15 protein-coding genes are annotated in these 13,485 nt (G+C 59.6%); 6 read left to right on the top strand and 9 right to left on the bottom strand.

What is annotated here, in order from left to right; all coding sequences use genetic code 11:
* Positions 1-36: 36 nt before the first annotated feature.
* The 3 genes from TRL7639_RS11455 to TRL7639_RS11445 all read right to left on the bottom strand — a co-directional run bounded on the left by TRL7639_RS11455 (position 37) and on the right by TRL7639_RS11445 (position 3,676).
* Positions 37-1,344 carry a DEAD/DEAH box helicase gene (locus TRL7639_RS11455; RefSeq protein ID WP_085795791.1) on the bottom strand — a complete coding sequence of 436 codons (1,308 nt, stop codon included), beginning with the start codon at positions 1,342-1,344 and terminating at the stop codon, positions 37-39.
* A 249-nt stretch (positions 1,345-1,593) separates the two neighbouring features.
* Positions 1,594-2,697, bottom strand: a complete 1,104-nt coding sequence (locus TRL7639_RS11450; protein ID WP_165759801.1) for an acyltransferase family protein — start codon at positions 2,695-2,697, stop codon at positions 1,594-1,596.
* A 4-nt stretch (positions 2,698-2,701) separates the two neighbouring features.
* Positions 2,702-3,676 (bottom strand): sterol desaturase family protein, encoded by a 975-nt coding sequence (locus tag TRL7639_RS11445; protein WP_165759800.1) that lies wholly within the window; start codon positions 3,674-3,676, stop codon positions 2,702-2,704.
* A gap of 139 nt (positions 3,677-3,815) precedes the next feature.
* Here TRL7639_RS11445 and TRL7639_RS11440 point away from each other — a divergent pair, with 139 nt between their 5' ends.
* Positions 3,816-4,229, top strand: a complete 414-nt coding sequence (locus tag TRL7639_RS11440) for a Fur family transcriptional regulator (RefSeq protein ID WP_085795788.1) — start codon at positions 3,816-3,818, stop codon at positions 4,227-4,229.
* On the opposite strand, the gene TRL7639_RS11435 is transcribed toward TRL7639_RS11440, so the two are convergent.
* On the bottom strand, positions 4,226-4,618 hold the full coding sequence (locus TRL7639_RS11435) for a hypothetical protein (RefSeq protein ID WP_085795787.1): 393 nt from the start codon (positions 4,616-4,618) through the stop codon (positions 4,226-4,228). The two genes, TRL7639_RS11440 and TRL7639_RS11435, sit on opposite strands and share 4 nt — an antisense overlap.
* Positions 4,619-4,668: 50 nt before the next feature.
* Positions 4,669-5,532 carry a DMT family transporter gene (locus tag TRL7639_RS11430; RefSeq protein WP_085795786.1) on the bottom strand — a complete coding sequence of 288 codons (864 nt, stop codon included), beginning with the start codon at positions 5,530-5,532 and terminating at the stop codon, positions 4,669-4,671.
* A gap of 148 nt (positions 5,533-5,680) precedes the next feature.
* On the opposite strand from TRL7639_RS11430, the gene TRL7639_RS11425 reads away from it, so the two are divergent.
* The 4 genes from TRL7639_RS11425 to TRL7639_RS11410 all read left to right on the top strand — a co-directional run bounded on the left by TRL7639_RS11425 (position 5,681) and on the right by TRL7639_RS11410 (position 9,274).
* Positions 5,681-6,550, top strand: coding sequence for a DMT family transporter (locus tag TRL7639_RS11425; protein WP_085795785.1), 870 nt, complete (start codon positions 5,681-5,683; stop codon positions 6,548-6,550).
* A 67-nt stretch (positions 6,551-6,617) separates the two neighbouring features.
* On the top strand, positions 6,618-7,892 hold the full coding sequence (gene eno / locus TRL7639_RS11420) for a phosphopyruvate hydratase (RefSeq protein WP_085795784.1): 1,275 nt from the start codon (positions 6,618-6,620) through the stop codon (positions 7,890-7,892).
* 62 nt (positions 7,893-7,954) lie between these two features.
* Entirely contained in the window at positions 7,955-8,755 is an 801-nt protein-coding gene (locus TRL7639_RS11415) for a DUF4238 domain-containing protein (RefSeq protein ID WP_085795783.1), read from the top strand.
* 66 nt (positions 8,756-8,821) lie between these two features.
* Entirely contained in the window at positions 8,822-9,274 is a 453-nt protein-coding gene (locus TRL7639_RS11410) for an MEKHLA domain-containing protein (RefSeq protein WP_085796391.1), read from the top strand.
* A gap of 161 nt (positions 9,275-9,435) precedes the next feature.
* On the opposite strand, the gene TRL7639_RS11405 is transcribed toward TRL7639_RS11410, so the two are convergent.
* The 4 genes from TRL7639_RS11405 to mazG form a co-directional block, all read right to left on the bottom strand.
* Entirely contained in the window at positions 9,436-9,885 is a 450-nt protein-coding gene (locus TRL7639_RS11405) for a GNAT family N-acetyltransferase (RefSeq protein ID WP_085795782.1), read from the bottom strand.
* On the bottom strand, positions 9,882-10,394 hold the full coding sequence (locus tag TRL7639_RS11400) for a GrpB family protein (protein WP_085795781.1): 513 nt from the start codon (positions 10,392-10,394) through the stop codon (positions 9,882-9,884). The genes TRL7639_RS11405 and TRL7639_RS11400 overlap by 4 nt, the downstream gene beginning before the upstream one ends.
* A complete protein-coding gene (locus TRL7639_RS11395; protein ID WP_085795780.1) occupies positions 10,391-11,332 on the bottom strand; it encodes a nucleoside hydrolase in 942 nt (313 codons plus the stop codon). The genes TRL7639_RS11400 and TRL7639_RS11395 overlap by 4 nt, the downstream gene beginning before the upstream one ends.
* An 88-nt stretch (positions 11,333-11,420) precedes the next feature.
* A complete protein-coding gene (gene mazG, locus TRL7639_RS11390; RefSeq protein ID WP_085796390.1) occupies positions 11,421-12,242 on the bottom strand; it encodes a nucleoside triphosphate pyrophosphohydrolase in 822 nt (273 codons plus the stop codon).
* A gap of 66 nt (positions 12,243-12,308) precedes the next feature.
* Between mazG and TRL7639_RS11385 the strand changes: the two genes are divergently transcribed.
* A complete protein-coding gene (locus tag TRL7639_RS11385; RefSeq protein WP_085795779.1) occupies positions 12,309-13,475 on the top strand; it encodes a M20 aminoacylase family protein in 1,167 nt (388 codons plus the stop codon).
* Positions 13,476-13,485: the final 10 nt, after the last annotated feature.

The following is a 13,485-nucleotide window of genomic DNA, read 5'->3' as shown; positions in this document are numbered from 1 at the left end:
ATGCGCCCGGATCGGGGCGCATTTTTTGGCTTTGGATCATGCTGCGGAACGTGGACTTGGCTTGCCGCCGCGTTTTGACCCACGACGGCGGCGGTTGTTGCCGCCACCCGGTTTCGCTCCAGGGCCACCTTGAGGCCCGCCCCGATTGCCACCGCGATTGCCCCCCCGGCGCGGGCCTTTGCCACGCGGAGGTTTGGCCTCTTCCTCGAGCGGTTGCCAAGGGCGGCCCGAGGCAACCGGGATCTGTTGACCAATCGTCTTTTGGATGGCGCGCAGCTCGTCCATCTCATCGGGTGCGCAAAATGCAATCGCCGCGCCGTCCTTGCCCGCGCGGGCTGTACGGCCAATGCGGTGCACATAGGCGTCCGGCACGTTGGGCAGTTCATAGTTGTACACGTGTTTGACGTCCGGGATGTCCAAACCGCGCGCGGCCACATCCGTGGCTACCAGCACCTTGACCTCACCCGCCTTGAACGCCGCAATCGCGCGTTCCCGCTGTCCCTGGCTTTTGTTGCCATGCACGGCCGCGGTAGCATAGCCTGCTTTTTCCAGCACGCGGGCCAGTTTTTCGCAGCCATACTTTGTGCGGCCAAAGACAATCGCTCGTTCTTCTCGGTGGCCGTCCAACAGCTCGATCAGAAGGTTTGTTTTTTCGGCCTTGGCGATGAAATGGATCGCCTGAGTGACCTTGTCGGCGGTTTTGCCGGGGGGTGAGACCTCGATCCGCTTGGGGTTGTTCAGATAGCTTTGGGCAATCTCGTTCATCTGTTTAGGCATGGTGGCCGAGAACAGCATGGTCTGGCGGTCTTTGGGCAGGACGCCCGCGATTTTGCGCAAAGCGTGGATAAAGCCCAGGTCCAGCATCTGGTCGGCCTCGTCCAGCACCAGGAACGAACACTCCTCAAGGTCGACCGCTTTGCGATCCATCAGGTCCAGCAAGCGACCGGGGGTGGCCACCAGAACGTCGACACCGCGTTCCAGCCGCTTGATCTGCGGGTTGATCGAAACGCCACCCACAACAATTGCGACCTTGATTGGGGTGTTTTCGGTAAGCGTTTTCAGAGTTTCGGCAATTTGCTGGGCCAGTTCGCGCGTCGGTGCCAGGATCAGGCTGCGCACGACGCCCTTTGCAGGTTTGCGCCCGTATTTCAGCATCAAGGTGACCAGCGGCAGGCCAAAGGCCGCCGTCTTGCCGGTGCCGGTCTGGGCCAGACCCATCACGTCTTCGCCGTTCAGAGCATGCGGAATGGCACGCTTCTGGATCGGGGTTGGGTCGGTGATGCCCATGTCGGTCAGGCGGTTCACCAGGACCTTGGGCAGGTCCATCATTTCAAAATCGCTCACTTCATATCCTTTCGCGCCTGCCGAAACGACAAACGCAACATGGCCGCCCCCATGGGCGACCTCTTGGGGTGCGCGGAGCCTCGGGCTTGTGGGGCCGAATGCCCTTCAAGCCGGTCCGGCGCTTTGCCCCACGCGTGATTTTGGGAACAGCAGGTTCAGGTCCATGACTGCGATCCGGGTATCGGATCGGGCGGTTCAGCCGCTCTTTGGTCTTATCTGCTCACGCGGCAGAGGACAAAAACCTGTGGCTCACATGGAGGGGCCGATGGGTTTTGTCAAGCCGTGGGTGGCAGAACGCATATGACCTGCGGCGCGAAGCACGCAGCGCCGCATGGCCGGTAGGGGGCGTTCAAAAACAGCGGCAAAGGCATAGCAGATCAACACCGTTGTCGTGAAAAGCGCCAGATTGCTCAAGCCGGGCAGGCTCGCATCCAGCCACTGCAACACGGGGTAGTGCACCAGATAGAGCGAGAAGCTGCCACCCGCGCACCAATTTGCAAGACGCGAAACACGCGTCAGATCGGCGTGACGCGCCAACCCTGCGGCCCCAAGCAGGTGCAGCGTGGTCAGGCCACCCAGCAGCGCATTCCAAAGGTATTCATCGGAAAACCGCAGGTCATGTCCGCCAAACACAGGTTGCACGGTGCTTTGCATGATCCCCGGCACGTCGATGGCCAGGCACAGGGCATAGGTTGCGACGGGTCCTAGGGTCAAAAGCATCAGAACCTGCGGAGACAGCCCGTTGACCAGATGCAGCTTGCGATAAAGCCACACGCCCATCAGCCAGGCGGGCATCAGCAACAGCACGTTCAGGCCAAAGAGCAGGCAGAACAGCACCAGCAACGCCGCGCGGCGCAACCCATTCAGATAGAAGCAGACAGCAAAGAGGACATAATAGGCGGCCTCGTAGCTCAGCGACCAGAAGGGGCCGTTGCTGCCCAGACGCGCGCTGAGGCCCGACCATTCGTTGGAAAAGCTCAACCCTCGGGCCAGCATTTCCCACAGGGGCAGGGGCGCATAGTAGGGGGCGAAATAGCTGGCGGGATCAGCGGTGCTGCCCATGCGGTCCAGCACCCAGGTCAGCACGAGCGCAGGAAGGGCGACTGAAATCAGTCGGGACAGGCGCGAAAATGCAAAACGTCCCATCGTGTCGTCTTTGCGCTCCGCTGTCAGGGCTATGACGAACCCGGAAAGCACAAAGAAGATGACAACCGCATCCGAGCCCAGGTTCAGCTCGCGCACCCACATCCAATCTCCGCCAGAAAAGCGGGGATAGGCAAAGTGGGACAGCAGCACAACCATCGCCGCGCCAAAGCGCAGCAGGTTGAGGTAGGTGGAAAAGCCAGGGGTCATATGTTCACTCGGCCGGGGTAACAGTGGGCTTGGCGCCTTTTCGGCGCAGCTTTTTGCGGATCTGGCGCAGGCTGTCACGGACGGGCACGACAAGGGCCGCTGCCAAGCTGTCGTGGCGCTGTGCCAGGCGGTTGCCATGGGCATCACCCAGACCAAATTCCAGCTTCTCTGCCGTCTGCGGAACGTAGAGCGTGCCGAACATCCAGTCCCAGATCGCCAGAACTTCGCCATAATTGGTGTTGTGATGGGCAGGATCGATGGAATGGTGGATCTGGTGTTGCGCGGGCGAGATCAGGATGTGTTCCATCACCCGGCCATAGCTGAGCCAGATGTGCGTGTGCCGGAAATTGGCGCCCAGCATATTGAACAGCAGATAGCCCGCATTCACACCCAAGAGCATGCCCATGGTCACGCCACCGGGGAACATTGCCAGCAGCGCGCCTTGGGTCAGGCCGATCATCGCGCCGTGGATCACGGATTTGGTCAGGTCATAGATGGGGTGTTTGCGGTAGACGGTGACCGGCGTCATCACCTCGGCCGAATGATGCAGCGAATGAAACGGCCAGAGGATGTGAACCTCATGATGCAGACGGTGAACCCAATAGGTTGCAAAGTCGCTGACAACCAACAAAAGTGCTGCGATAACGAAGGGGTGCGGTTGGGCGTCGGTCAGTTGCGACAAGGGCAGATGCGCCGCCACAAGGGGCGCCACAATGGTGCTGAGCGCGATTACATTGAAGGCACCAGCCACGGTCAGAAGCCGAGACAGGGCAAAAACCTTGAGGTCAACGATATGCGAGGGGTGCAGCCAGACGGCCTTGGGCATCAGCCATTGCAGAAACGGCTGCCGCTCGCCCCGCAGCCGATACAGCGCCACGGCAATCACCAGCGTCGTGATCAGATAAAGCGGCCACAGACGGCTTTTGTTGCCAAAACTGGCATCCCACAGATCAACCCAGATCCCCAATAGATATTCCATATCACCACGTCCGACTGCTCTTTTGTTGTGCATGCAGACTAGATGGCGTTTTCGTCAGCAATATGGCGCGATTTCCGGTTTTCCTGTGGCCTGTTATGGCTTAAACCGGAAAACCACTTGACCTTTGGGGGCCGCACACATGCCGGACACAATTATCTCGCGTTGCGAAGCCAAAGGGCTGCGCATGACCGGTCAGCGCCGTGTGATCGCCAAGGTTTTGCAGGAAAGCGACGATCATCCGGACGTCGAAGAGCTCTATGCTCGTGCCAGCGCGCTTGATTCCGCGATCTCGATCGCCACGGTCTATCGAACGGTCAAGCTGTTCGAAGAGGCGGGCATACTGGAGCGGCTGGAATTCGGCGATGGTCGCGCGCGCTACGAGGATGCCGAACGCGATCATCATGACCACCTGATCGACATGAACTCGGGCGAGGTGATCGAGTTTTGCGACCCCGAGATCGAGGCGTTACAGGAAAAGATCGCCGCCAAACTTGGGTATGAGTTGCGCGGTCACAAGCTGGAACTCTACGGCGTGCCGCGCAACAAGGATTAATCGCGCACTGTCCGGTCAGCGCAATAGGCCCATGCCTGCGCTGAGCTGAGCGCGTTTCCGACCAGATCAACGGTGTTTGATGCGGAATTGACCTCTCCTTGTTGGGGTGGGGTCAGGCTGAATTGCACGGATGTTTTTCCCGGCTCACCGATGCTGGCGCCACGGCCACGCCAGACATAGATCCGTTCGTTCGAAGGGCGCGACAATTGTGAAATCACATAGTCTCCGGCACCACACCAATAGTCGCCCGGTGCGCGGCCGCTTTTGACGACCACCTCGAACACATTTGAGGCGATGGGATAAACCTTGAAATTGTTGGCATAACCGGCCAGAGCCATCTGTCCCGGCACCATGAGACCCGCCAGTAGGGCGGCTTTGATCATGTTCATGTTCATTCTCCCCTTTGGTATCCGTGTTACGCATCACGACAGGGGGTGGATCACTCACGCGCGCGGTTCACCGCCTCGCGGTGAAAGATATAAAGCGACGACGCGATGATAATCGCGGCCCCCAAGAGGGTCATCGCATCCGGAATTTCGGCAAAGAAGAAGAACCCGAACGCCGAGGCATAGATCAGCTTCATGTATTGCACATTGCCGATGATGCTGGCCTCGCCCAACCGCAGCGCTTGCACGCCGATCCACTGGGCAATGGTCGCGATGACGCCAAGGGCAATCATGAAGAGCAGGTCATCCATATCCGGCGTCTGCCACAGCCAGATCAAGGGAATACCGGCCAGAAGTCCCACAAAGAACGACTGATAGATGAGAAGCGTGGCGGTATCTTCGGTCTGCGACAGCTTGCGGATGCACACACCTGCCGTGGCCGCACCCAAGGCGCCCACAACCGGGATCAGGGCATAGGGGTCGATGAACCCGTCCAGCCCGGGGCGCATGGCCACGAGAACACCCAGGAAACCCACGCCAATGGCCGCGATACGGTGGCGACCGACGTTTTCGCCCAAAAAGAACGCGGCGAGCAGCGCCAGAAAGAACACCTGAGCAAAGGTCAGCGTCACTGCCGTGGCCAGCGGCAGCACGGCTACGGCCCAAATGCCGGCCGTCAGCGCCACAAAGGCGCCTGCAATGCGGATCGCATGAATGCCGGGCCGATGGGTGCGCAGGCTGTTTGGGAAATCGCGGATCACTTGCGGGGTGGCCGACAGAAACACCACGATCTGCCGAATGAACAGGATCTGCAGCACGTGGTATTCCGTCACCGCCACCTTGGCCATGGCCGCCGTCGTGGAAAACAGCGCCACTGACACCATCGACCACAGGACACCCTGCAGGTTCCTCGACATGCGCTGCTCTCTCTCCTTGGCGTTGCCCGTGCCCAAGTATCCGTCAGAGACCGGCGAATGAAAAGGACAGACGTTTGCGTCTTGCGCAGGGCTGCCGAATTCGTCATGGCTTGCGCAGTACACGACCCTTTTTGTGGGACCCCTGACAATGGAAAATCTGCGCGGCGCCGGATTGATGACGCTGGCCATGCTTGGCTTTGCGTTCGAAGACATGTTCATCAAGCTGATGGCGGATGCCATGGCCACCTGGCAGATCATTCTGGTGCTGGGGGCAGGGGGTGCGTTTGTCTTTGCCCTGCTGACCTTGATGAAACGCCAGCCGCTTTTTACCCGCGCCTATCTGAGCGCGCCGGTGATGCTGCGCAATCTGGGCGAACTCATCGGCACGCTTGGCTTTGTCACCGCCATCGCGCTGACGCCGATTTCGCAGGCTTCGGCCATTTTGCAGGCGACGCCCCTGGCCGTAACCCTGGGGGCGGCGCTGTTTTTGAATGAACCCGTTGGCTGGCGGCGGTGGTCAGCGATCCTGGTGGGCTTTGCCGGGGTCATGCTGGTCATCCGTCCCGGCACCGAAGGGTTCGATATCCGCTCGCTCTTTGCGGTGCAGGGCGTTGTTGGCCTGGCGATCCGCGATCTGGCCACCCGCAAGGTCCCGGCTGAAACCTCGTCGTTCCAGCTCAGCTTTCTGGCGTTCCTGATGCTGATCCCGGCGGCTTTCATTCTGTCGCAATTCAGTGATCAGGCGTGGGTTGCACCGACACCGCAGATCTGGGGCCTGTTTGTCGGGGTCGTAGGCCTGGGTGTTTCCGCCTATTACGCGATCGTGGCGGCCATGCGGATCGGTGAAGTGTCCTTTGTGACCCCGTTCCGCTACTCGCGCATGATTTTTGCTCTGGTCGTGGGATTTGTGGTCTTCAACGAACGCCCCGACGCAATGATGCTGGCAGGGGCGGCGGTGATTGTGGGCTCGGGCATCTATACGATCTGGCGTGAGCGCAAACATCGCCCTGCGGCTTAAGAGCCCCTTTTATCATGGGCTTTTGCCCGGTATGAGGCGCGCAAAGCTTCTCTACTGGGACGATATCATGAGCACCATTATCGACATTCACGCGCGCGAAATTCTGGACAGCCGGGGCAACCCGACGGTCGAGGTGGACGTGATCCTGGAAGACGGCACCTTGGGCCGCGCAGCTGTGCCCTCGGGCGCATCGACCGGCGCGCATGAGGCCGTCGAAAAGCGCGACGGCGACAAGGAGCGTTACCTGGGCAAGGGTGTGCTGGAAGCCGTGGCATCGGTGAATGGTGAAATCGCAGAAAACCTGGTGGGTTTCGACGCGACCGAGCAAGTCGCGATCGACGCCGCGATGATCGAACTCGACGGCACCGCAAACAAAGCCCGCCTGGGCGCCAACGCGATCCTGGGCGTGTCCATGGCGGTGGCCAAGGCTGCCGCAGAATTCACCGGCCAGCCGCTATTCCGTTACGTGGGCGGCACCTCGGCCCGCGTTCTGCCGGTGCCGATGATGAACATCATCAACGGCGGCGAGCATGCGGACAACCCGATCGACATCCAGGAATTCATGATCATGCCCGTTTCGGCCGCGAACATCCGCGAAGCCGTGCGCATGGGCGCCGAAGTCTTTCACACCCTGAAAAAAGAGCTGTCGGCTGCTGGCCTGTCGACCGGTATCGGGGATGAGGGCGGCTTTGCCCCCAACATCGCCTCGACCCGCGACGCGCTGGATTTCATCAAGACCTCTGTTGAAAAAGCGGGCTACAAGCTGGGCGAAGACATCTATCTGGCGCTCGATTGTGCCTCGTCCGAGTACTACAAGGACGGCAAGTACGAGCTGAAGGGCGAAGGCAAATCGCTGACCTCGGAAGAGAACGCGCAATACTTGGCAGACCTCTGCGCCGACTACCCGATCATCTCGATCGAGGACGGCATGGACGAGGACGACTGGGAAGGCTGGAAACTGCTGACCGACAAGATCGGCGACAAGGTGCAGTTGGTGGGTGACGACCTGTTCGTGACCAACCCCGCGCGTCTGGCCGATGGCATCGCGCAGGGCGTTGCCAACTCGATGTTGGTCAAGGTGAACCAGATCGGTTCGCTGACTGAAACGCTGAAAGCCGTCGATATGGCGCACCGTGCGCGTTACACCAACGTGATGTCGCACCGCTCGGGCGAGACCGAGGATGCCACCATCGCCGACCTAGCGGTCGCCACCAACTGCGGCCAGATCAAAACCGGCTCGCTGGCGCGTTCGGACCGGTTGGCGAAATACAACCAACTGATCCGTATCGAGGAACTGCTGGGTGAAACGGCAGAATACGCGGGCCGCTCGATCTTGAAGTAAGTAGAGGTGAAATTATCTTTGCAAAGGCCGGGAATTGCCCCGGCCTTTTTTTGTGAGGTTTGATGTCTGATTACAAAGAGCAACACTACATTCCAAAGGCAATTCTCAGGAACTTTTGTCATTCAGGTAAACAGCTGTGGTTCTACAACAAAGAAAGGCCGCAGAAGGGTGTTGATCCCCGGAATGTCAAATCGGTGTTTTTCGAACATCATGCCGCCACGATCTGGAGACGAGATGCAGGCGGTTTGGTGGCAGATCATTCGGTCGAAGCCTTCTTCAGTAAGGAAATAGAAAACCATCTCCCGAAAATTATTTCGAATTTGGCTGGGTACTTTACTGGACGACGAAAACGAGACCTCGCGCCCGAAGAAAAACGATATCTTGTTCAGTTCTTTTATAACCACATGTTGCGAACACCCGATGTCATGGGCAGTTTTTTGGAGAAGACTGTATCTAACTTGGATCTTCAAGAGTCCGCTAAGGATTTGAAATGGAAAGACAACGTTCGAGCGCGCGCGTTGGCTCACCAAAATAAAGAGATTTTGGAAGAGCTTTTTAAAGGTAGAGTGGCGATTGCCACCCCGAGAACCCGAAAGAAACAATTTATCGTCGCAAGCAACCCAGTTCTTAGACTCCATCAGAAAAATCGAGCTAATTGGCTGTCAGGTGACGTTGAATTGTGGACCGCTTTGACGCCAAAATTAGCGGTAGGGATTTTGAACGAGCCGGGACCGTTGATAGGTTATAAGTTAAGCAACCTGCAAGTTCGAGACATGAACGTCATGTGGGCGAAGCAAAGCAGGTCGATTGCCGGAAGTAGTAAAGAGCTTGTCACATCGTTGTTGTCATACGTGAACGGATAAAGGGTGGGAAATCAAAGTCCATCGCTTCAAATGGGGAACTCGATAAGACTCTCGGTAGGGATAATGATGACGGAACCATCAAGGATCAACAACTATCAGCCGGATCATGCGCGCTTGCTTATGGAGAGCTTTCAGGGGGTTGCGGGGCGATCCTTGCTCGAAGGTGCGGATGCCAAAGCTCTATACCACGCCCCATTCCCGATCCTGTCGCATAATACTGCTGCGGATCCGGTGCTGACCTATGGCAATCTGGCGGCGCAAGAGCTGTGGGAGATAGGCTGGGACGACCTCACCGCCTTACCTTCACGCCTCACAGCAGAGCCTGCAGAACGGGGGCAGCGGGATGCGATGTTTGCCGAAATGCGCGCCAAGGGGTTCATCGAGAATTACGCAGGCATCCGCGTGTCAGCCACCGGCAAACGGTTCGAGATCCGCAATGCGATCATCTGGCCGCTGATTGATGCAGCAGGCATCAAGGTGGGTGAGGCGGCGGCGTTCAGGGACTATCGGTTTTTGTAACGGCTGCTTTTGGGGGTATGCAGCGGCCCGGCACGAGGTAATTCGCCGGGCCACTGAATGGGCGTGGCCACAAGGGGTCACAGGCCTGTCTCTAGCAGGATGGGACGATAAGGGAGAGGGGGAAAACCCGCCCCAATTTACCCATGAGTGATGCTCCGCCGTCAGAGCGTCTTGCTCATCAGCATGTAACGCGCGCGGGGGCGAAACCCGGTGCGGGTATACAGCCGCTGTGCTGTCTCGTTCTCGCGGTCGACCTCAAGATGCAGCGCAGTCATGCCCGCCGCCGCGAGTGCCTTGGGCAATTGGATCAGGACTTCGGTGGCAATACCGCGTCCGCGCACGGCGGGACGGATGTAGATCTCGTCGACAAAGCCATCCATGCCGCCAAATTCGACTGACCAGCCAAAGGTGACGATGACATAGCCCAAAGGCGCGCGGGCTGGTCCGATCAGGTAGACGCAGCCGTGCGGGATGCCCTCGAGCAGAGGCATCAGCGCAGCGTAGCGGGCCTCGTCCGTGCTTTCCAACCCTTCCTCGGCATGGAATGCGGCGACAAGAGCCAGCAGGCGCTTGATGTCTTCGGGGCGGGCGAGGTGCAGGGCTGCGCTCATGTATAGTGCTCCAGGGCCTTGGTTTCCGCCTTGTCGATCCAATTCGCCTTGCAGGCGCCATAGGCCCGGTGATCACCGGGATGCAAAGCTGCACATCGGGATTTGACAGAGGTATAGGCCGCGCGCAAGGGCGCGTTGTCCCTGAGCGCGTCACGAAAGACCAGATGCCGGGTGATCTCGGCAGAGCCTTGCGCATAGCAATGGGCCTGAAACAGGCGTTTGCCGGTTTCGGGGTCGTCCATGCGGACATAGCGACGATCGGGCAGGCCAAACGCGCCAAGCCAGTCATAGCCAAGGGTCTCGATCCGGGTTTGGGCGGCGTCGCAGGCGTCTGTTGTTTCGAAAACGGGCAGCAGGTCGATGATCGGCTTGGCAGGCAGGCCGGAGACCGAAGTTGAACCGATGTGATGGATCGTCACCAAACCCGGCAAATCAAGTGCTCGCCAGCGATCAGCCTCGGCCTGGGCCTGGGCGGGCCAGTTGGGGTCGGGGGCGACGATCAGGCTCACAACCGGGCCAGGCGCTCGGTCAGCAGATCAAAGAAACCGTCGGCGTCCAGATCGCCCATGAACATGGCATTGGGTGCGCGATCAGTGACGCGCCACCAATCGGCGACAGTCATGCCCAAGGTCAGCTCGGACCCGGTTTCGATCTCGACATTGATGTGCCGACCCGTGAACAGCTCGGGGCGGATCAGATAGGCGGTGACACAGGGGTCATGCAGCGGGGCGCCTTCGGAGCCGTATTTTTCCTTGTCGAAGCGCTCGAAGAAGTCGGTCATCTCGGCCACGGCGATGCCCACTTTGGTGCCAAGAGCACGGAAGGCGTCGTTGCGGGGTTTGGTGACCAGAGCCTTGTGCGTGACATCAAGCGGCATGACCACAATGGGTACGCCGGATTTGAACACGATATCAGCGGCTTCGGGATCGACGTAGATGTTGAACTCGGCCGCGGGCGTGATGTTGCCCACCTCGAAGTAGGCGCCGCCCATCAAGATAATCTCTTGAACGCGAGCCACGATGTCGGGAGCTTTCTGAAAGGCGCTCGCGATGTTGGTCAACGGCCCCAACGGGCAGAGCGTCACAGTGCCCGCGTCGTGCGACCTTAGGGTGTCGATGATGAAATCCACCGCGTGGCCATCGGTCAATGCCATGTCGGGGTCTGGCAGGACAGGACCGTCAAGACCGGTTTTGCCGTGCACATGTTCGGCAGTGACCAGCTTGCGGCTGAGGGGGGCGTCGCAGCCTGCGTAGACGGGGACGTCCGTTTTGCCGGCGAGTTCACAGACGATGCGCGCGTTTTTCTGGGTCAGTGGCAGAGGCACGTTGCCGGCCACGGCAGTGACGCCCAGAACGTCGATCTCTTCGGGGCTGGCGAGTGCAAGCAGGATGGCAACCGCGTCGTCCTGGCCGGGATCGGTGTCTATGATGATTTTGCGCGCTGTCATAGTGGTGCTCCGAAAGTTGGGAGGGGTTGGGGGCGCTGCCCCCGTCGCTTTGCGACTCCCCCGGAGTATTTGAAAAAGGGTGAAGGGATCATGGAGCGCTTTTTTCGCGGGCCTTGGCCAGATCCCAAAGGGCGTCCATCTCTTCGAGTGTTGAGGTTTGCGGGGTTTTACCGCGATTGGTCAATTCGGCCTCGACCGCTTCGAACCGGCGGGTGAATTTGGCGTTTGTGCGGCGCAGTGCGGTTTCGGGTTCAACGCCCAGGTGGCGGCCAAGATTGACCATGACAAACAGGAGATCGCCGAACTCATCCTCCATCGCGTCGGCGTCCAGATTATCGCGCGCCTCGACCAGTTCCGCGGCCTCTTCGGTGATCTTGGCCAGCACGTCGCTGGCGTCGGGCCAGTCGAAACCGACGCGGGCGGCGCGTTTTTGAAGTTTCAATGCGCGCAAAAGCGCGGGCAGGTTGGGGGCGACACCATCGAGTGCGCCTTTTTGTTGTTTGCCTGCGCGCTCGGCGGCCTTTATTGCCTCCCAGTCGGCGGTCTGCTGGTCGGCGAATTTGGCGTTGGATTGATCTCCAAAGACATGCGGATGACGGCTGACCATTTTGTCGGACATGGTGCGCACCACGTCCTGGAATGTGAAATGGCCCGCCTCTTGCGCCAACTGGGCGTGAAACACCGATTGGAACAGGAGATCACCCAACTCTCCCTTGAGCTCATCCCAGGCTTCGCGTTCGATCGCGTCGGCGACCTCATAGGCCTCTTCGATGGTATAGGGGGCGATGGTGGCAAAATCCTGCTCAACGTCCCAAGGACAGCCGGTTTCGGGGTCGCGCAGGCGGCGCATGATTTCGAGCAGGCGTTCTATCCCGGCGTCAGGGTCGTTGATCAGAGGGTTTTCGGGCATTGCGGCGGCTTTCATTCCGGTGTCAGATGCATCCATTCCGCACCTTACCTCAGGAGTCCAGACCATATGCCCATCGTGAACCGCATCGCCGACTTTGCCGAAGACATGGCGACCTGGCGTCAGCATTTGCATACCATCCCCGAATTGGAGCTGGAGTGCCACCAGACCGCCGCCTTTGTGGCCGAGCGTCTGCGGGAGTTCGGGGTGAACGAGTTGTACGAAGGGATCGCCGAGACAGGGATCGTGGCGATCATCGAAGGGCGCGGGCCGGGGCCGACGATTGGGTTGCGCGCGGACATGGATGCGCTGCCGATGAGCGAGGAGACGGGGTTGGACTATGCTTCGACCCATCCTGGCAAGATGCATGCCTGTGGCCATGATGGGCACACCACGATGTTGCTGGGCGCGGCGCGGTATCTGGCAGAGACGCGTAATTTTGCGGGCCGGGTGGCGCTGATCTTTCAGCCGGGCGAAGAGGCTGGGGGTGGCGCGGATGTCATGGTGCAAGAGGGCATCATGGAACGGTTCTCGATCAACCAAGTCTATGCGCTGCACAACGCGCCGGGGACCGAAGAGGGGACGTTCTTTACCACGCCGGGACCGATCATGGCGGCGGTGGATACGTTTGACATCCACATCCAGGGCAAGGGCGGTCACGGGGCGATGCCGCATGAGACCCGCGATCCCGTGATGGCGGCCTGTGGAATTGCGCAGGCGATCCAGACGATTGTGAGCCGGAACCACTATGCGCTGGACGATCTGGTCGTGTCCGTCACGCAGATCCACACCGGAACGGTCGACAATGTGATCCCGGATACCGCTTATATCAACGGGACTGTGCGGACCTTTGACCCTGCTGTGCAGAAGATGGTCATGGAACGGATGGAACAGATCGTGGCCGGGCAGGCTACGAGCTATGGCGTCGAGGCCGAGCTGGTCTATGAGGTTGGCTATCCCGCGACGATCAACGATGCGGGTAAGGCCGGATTTGCGGCGGATGTCGCGCGCGAGGTTGTGGGCGAAGGCAAGGTTGTTGCCGATGCAGGCCGCGAAATGGGGGCCGAGGACTTTTCCTATATGCTGAATGTGCGGCCCGGAGCCTATCTGTTTCTAGGGCAGGGGGCGAGCGCAGGGCTGCATCACCCCAAGTACAATTTCAACGACGAGGTGGCGCCCATCGGGGCGTCGTTCTTTGCCCGGATCGTGGAAAAGGCGCAGCCGGTTTCCCAGTAAGAGATGCGGG

Source organism: Falsiruegeria litorea R37, assembly GCF_900172225.1.
Lineage (GTDB): Bacteria > Pseudomonadota > Alphaproteobacteria > Rhodobacterales > Rhodobacteraceae > Falsiruegeria > Falsiruegeria litorea.
This window is presented reverse-complemented; position numbering and strand designations above follow the sequence as displayed.

What these genes read in the sequence shown, in the direction of transcription:
- TRL7639_RS11450 (WP_165759801.1), bottom strand. Translation starts at nt 2,697, where the DNA reads ATGACCCCTGGCTTTTCCACCTACCTCAACCTGCTGCGCTTTGGCGCG.
- TRL7639_RS11445 (WP_165759800.1), bottom strand. Translation starts at nt 3,676, where the DNA reads ATGGAATATCTATTGGGGATCTGGGTTGATCTGTGGGATGCCAGTTTT.
- TRL7639_RS11440 (WP_085795788.1), top strand. Translation starts at nt 3,816, where the DNA reads ATGCCGGACACAATTATCTCGCGTTGCGAAGCCAAAGGGCTGCGCATG.
- TRL7639_RS11435 (WP_085795787.1), bottom strand. Translation starts at nt 4,618, where the DNA reads ATGAACATGATCAAAGCCGCCCTACTGGCGGGTCTCATGGTGCCGGGA.
- TRL7639_RS11430 (WP_085795786.1), bottom strand. Translation starts at nt 5,532, where the DNA reads ATGTCGAGGAACCTGCAGGGTGTCCTGTGGTCGATGGTGTCAGTGGCG.
- TRL7639_RS11425 (WP_085795785.1), top strand. Translation starts at nt 5,681, where the DNA reads ATGGAAAATCTGCGCGGCGCCGGATTGATGACGCTGGCCATGCTTGGC.
- eno (WP_085795784.1), top strand. Translation starts at nt 6,618, where the DNA reads ATGAGCACCATTATCGACATTCACGCGCGCGAAATTCTGGACAGCCGG.
- TRL7639_RS11415 (WP_085795783.1), top strand. Translation starts at nt 7,955, where the DNA reads ATGTCTGATTACAAAGAGCAACACTACATTCCAAAGGCAATTCTCAGG.
- TRL7639_RS11410 (WP_085796391.1), top strand. Translation starts at nt 8,822, where the DNA reads ATGACGGAACCATCAAGGATCAACAACTATCAGCCGGATCATGCGCGC.
- TRL7639_RS11405 (WP_085795782.1), bottom strand. Translation starts at nt 9,885, where the DNA reads ATGAGCGCAGCCCTGCACCTCGCCCGCCCCGAAGACATCAAGCGCCTG.
- TRL7639_RS11395 (WP_085795780.1), bottom strand. Translation starts at nt 11,332, where the DNA reads ATGACAGCGCGCAAAATCATCATAGACACCGATCCCGGCCAGGACGAC.
- mazG (WP_085796390.1), bottom strand. Translation starts at nt 12,242, where the DNA reads ATGCCCGAAAACCCTCTGATCAACGACCCTGACGCCGGGATAGAACGC.
- TRL7639_RS11385 (WP_085795779.1), top strand. Translation starts at nt 12,309, where the DNA reads ATGCCCATCGTGAACCGCATCGCCGACTTTGCCGAAGACATGGCGACC.